This window comes from Microcoleus sp. BM001215392 (genome assembly GCF_036700185.1).
Classification (GTDB): domain Bacteria; phylum Cyanobacteriota; class Cyanobacteriia; order Cyanobacteriales; family Microcoleaceae; genus Microcoleus.
Genome location: NZ_JAUBOJ010000510.1, coordinates 1 through 4,355 on the forward strand (window position 1 = coordinate 1; position 4,355 = coordinate 4,355).

Genomic DNA, 4,355 nt, shown 5'->3' on the forward strand with positions numbered 1-4,355 from the left:
CCCCCTCAATCCCCCCCTTGCTAAGGGGGGGAAGCAAGAAAATTTGCCGATTATTATAGGGGCTCATTACGATACAGTACCCGGTACGCCTGGGGCCGATGACAATGCTACGGGTGTTGCTGTTTTGCTGGAATTGGCGGCAGAGTTTGCCTCGAAACCGCTAAAATATCCAGTACAGTTAGTTGCGTTTGATATGGAAGAATCTGGCTGTTTCGGAAGCAAGCACCACGCAGCTAAATGCAAGCAACAGCAACAGTCAATTCGGTTGATGATTTCTTTGGAAATGTTGGGTTATTGCGATCGCACTCCGAACTCTCAAAGCTATCCGGCGGGACTAAAATATTTTTATCCGAATATTGGCAATTTTATTGCTTTAATTGGGAACTTGCGGACTGTTCGCGATATGATTGCTTTGAGTAGAAACATCCGCAAAGTCGGTCAAGATTGCGAGTGGTTGCCGGTGCCGAATCGAGGTTTGATTGTGCCGGATACTCGCCGCAGCGATCATGCTCCTTTTTGGGATAATGGTTATCCGGCGATTATGGTGACGGATACGGCTAATATGCGGAATCCTCACTACCATCAACCGAGTGATAAGATTGAGACTTTGGATTTGGATTTTTTGGCTGGTGTTTGTGGGGGCTTGGTTGAGGCTATTCGATATTTATAATTTTATTTGAATGAACCGCGAAGACGCGAAAAACGCGAAGGAAGAAAGAAAGAAGATGATAGAAAAAGATATGAATACTGTTTTTACCGATCGCACTTCCTGGCAATTTTGGATCGATCGCGGTGGTACTTTTACCGATATAGTCGCCCAAAAGCCTGATGGTAAGCTAGTTATTCACAAGCTGCTGTCGGAAAATCCCGATCGCTACACCGACGCAGCAGTTCAAGGAATTCGCGATATTTTGGGGATTGGGGCGGGAAAATCGATACCGGCGGCCCAGATTGCAGCGATTAAAATGGGGACGACTGTGGCGACAAATGCTTTGCTGGAACGTAAGGGCGATCGTACTATTCTGCTAATTACTAAGGGTTTCGGGGATGCGCTGAGAATTGGCTATCAAAATCGCCCGAATATTTTTGCCCGCCACATTGTGCTGCCGGAGATGTTGTACGATCGCGTGATTGAGGTTGCAGAACGTTACAGCGCCCGAGGTGAAGAGTTAACTGCTGTCAATCCTGAGTTTATCCCGTGTTTGCAGCAAGCTTACGATGACGGAATTCGCAGTTGTGCGATCGTGTTTATGCACGGCTACCGCTACTCGGAACACGAAAAACAAGTTGCTCGAATAGCCAGAGAAATTGGTTTTACTCAAATATCAGTATCTCACGAAGTCAGCCCGCTGATGAAATTAGTTTCCCGGGGAGATACTGCGGTTGTCGATGCTTATTTATCTCCGATTTTACGCCGATATGTCGAACAAGTAACCTGTGAGTTAATTGATGTAGATCCTGGGAATGAAGAATTATCAATGCCCAATTCCCAATGCCCAATTCCCAATGCCCAATTCCCTAAATTAATGTTTATGCAGTCAAATGGCGGCTTAGTTGATGCCGCCCAATTTCAAGGAAAAAACAGTATTTTATCCGGCCCGGCTGGGGGAATTGTCGGTGCAGTTCAAACGAGTAAAAAGGCTGGTTTCGATAAAATCATTACCTTTGATATGGGCGGAACTTCGACAGATGTCGCTCATTTTAACGGCGAATACGAACGCGAATTCGAGACGGAAATTGCTGGGGTGAGATTGCGATCGCCCGTGATGGCAATTCACACTGTAGCAGCCGGTGGCGGTTCGATCGTGTTTTTTGACGGTGCGCGCTACCGTGTCGGGCCGGAGTCTGCGGGCGCTAATCCAGGCCCTGCTTGCTATCGGAAGGGCGGCCCTTTGACGGTGACTGATTGTAATGTGATGTTGGGCAAAATTCAACCGGATTTTTTCCCGAGGGTGTTTGGATTGACGGGAGATTTGCCGATCGCGCCTGACGTAGTTAAGCAAAAATTTGCGCAGTTAGCGGGGGAAATTGGGGGCGAGAGGACACCGGAACAGGTGGCGGAGGGTTTTTTGGCGATCGCGGTGGAAAAGATGGCTAATGCGGTGAAAAAAATCTCGCTTCAGCGCGGTTACGATGTTTCCGAGTATACGTTGTGCTGTTTCGGGGGTGCGGGCGGCCAACACGCTTGTGCGATCGCCGATAGTTTGGGCATGAAACGGGTGTTTATTCATCCCTACGCGGGGGTATTATCCGCCTACGGTATGGGTTTGGCTGATGTGCGGGCTATGCGCGAAAGGGCGATCGAGCAATTATTAACTGCTGAATTATTGTCTCAGTTAAGTCAGATTTTAGTTGAGTTGGAAGCTGAGGGAAAGGGGGAATTGAACCGCAGAGGCGCAGAGGGCGCAGAGGAAGAGGAAACAGAGATTCAAGTTATTCGGAAGCTGCATCTTAAATATGAGGGAAGCGATTCGGTTTTGATGGTGAATTTTACTGGGAGTGTTGAGGAGATGCAGGCTGATTTTGAAGCAGCACACCGACAGCGCTACAGTTTTATTATGCCGGAAAAATCGCTAATTGTCGAAGCGGTTTCGGTGGAAGTTGTAGAGACAATGAATGTACTGGATAATTCTACAACTTCCCCATCTTGTGGCACAGGCAAGATGCCCGTGCCCCCAATTTCCACCGTACAAATGTATCTTGCTGGGGGCTGGCGGGAAACGCCTGTTTATGAGAGAGACGATTTGCGATCGGGCGATTGCATTACGGGCCCGGCGATGATTGTCGAAGCAACTGGAACTAATATCATAGAACCTGGTTGGGAAGGCGCAATTACCGAAAACAATGACTTAATTTTGAACCGCAAATCCGCGCCGATGAATGCAGTTAACACTTATTCGTCTGCGGTTAAATCAGATCCTGTTTTGCTAGAAATTTTTAATAACTTGTTTCGCGCGATCGCCGAACAAATGGGCGTGACTTTACAAAATACAAGTTCCTCAGTCAACATCAAAGAGCGCCTGGACTTTTCTTGTGCAATCTTCGATGCAAACGGGCAATTAGTTGCCAATGCGCCGCACATTCCCGTGCATCTCGGTTCCATGAGCGAAAGTGTTGCAGCTTTAATCTTAGCACAAGCTCATCAAATTAAACCTGGCGATGTTTATGTTTCTAACAATCCCTACAATGGCGGCACGCACTTACCAGATATCACTGTAATTACTCCAGTATTTAATTCTGATTCCTCGCTTCCTTTATTTTATGTGGCGTCGCGGGGACACCACGCCGACATCGGCGGTATCACTCCCGGTTCCATGCCTCCCAACAGTAAAATTGTAACTGAAGAAGGCGTATTATTTGACAATTTTCAGTTAGTCAGGGAAGGCAAATTTCGAGAACAAGAATTACTACAACTTCTGACAGCCGGGAATTTTCCGGTTCGCAATGCCGCCCAAAATATTGCCGATTTGCAAGCTCAAATTGCCGCCAACAATCGCGGTTTAGCAGAACTTGTCAAGATGGTAGAACATTACGGCTTGGAAACAGTACAAGCTTATATGGGTTTTGTGCAAGATAATGCTGAAGAATCTGTGCGCCGAGTAATTGAGGTTTTGAGTGATGGCGAATTTACTTATCCGATGGATAGCGGCGGAGAAATCAAGGTAGCTATTACAATTAATAAGTCGGCGCGCAGTGCAAAAATTGATTTCACTGGCACTTCTTCCCAACAATTCAACAATTTTAATGCTCCCGCTGCGGTGTGTAAGGCGGCTGTGTTGTATGTTTTCCGCACTTTGGTAGATGACGATATCCCTCTGAATGCGGGCTGTTTGAAGCCTCTGGAAATCATCAATCCCGCTGGCTGTATGCTGAATCCGCGCTATCCGGCGGCGGTGGTGGCGGGAAATGTGGAGACATCGCAGAATATTACGGATGCTTTGTATTGTGCGCTGGGTGCGATCGCAGCTTCTCAGGGCACCATGAATAATTTCACATTTGGCGATCGACGCTATCAATATTATGAAACAATTTGCGGCGGTTCGGGTGCTGGTGCAAATTTCGACGGCACAGATGCAGTGCAAACTCACATGACTAATTCGCGTTTAACCGATCCAGAGGTGTTGGAATGGCGGTTTCCGGTGTTGTTAGAAAGTTTTGCAATCCGGGCTAATAGCGGGGGAAATGGATATCATCGCGGCGGTAATGGAGTGGTGCGGCGAGTGCGGTTTCTGGAAGCGATGACGGCGGGAATTCTCTCCGGGCGGCGGGTGGTTTCTCCCTGCGGTTTGCAAGGAGGTGAAGCGGGGAAAGTTGGGCGAAATTATGTTGAAAGATTTGATGGAAATGTGGAGGAA

2 protein-coding genes are annotated in these 4,355 nt (G+C 47.7%); both read left to right on the top strand.

Going from position 1 to position 4,355, the window contains the following annotated elements; genetic code table 11:
* The coding region (locus QT974_RS31690) for a M20/M25/M40 family metallo-hydrolase (RefSeq protein WP_333472343.1) at window positions 1-670 on the top strand (670 nt) is incomplete at its 5' end.
* A 70-nt stretch (window positions 671-740) separates the two neighbouring features.
* Window positions 741-4,355: hydantoinase B/oxoprolinase family protein (locus QT974_RS31695; RefSeq protein WP_333472344.1), on the top strand; the 3,615-nt coding region annotated here is incomplete at its 3' end.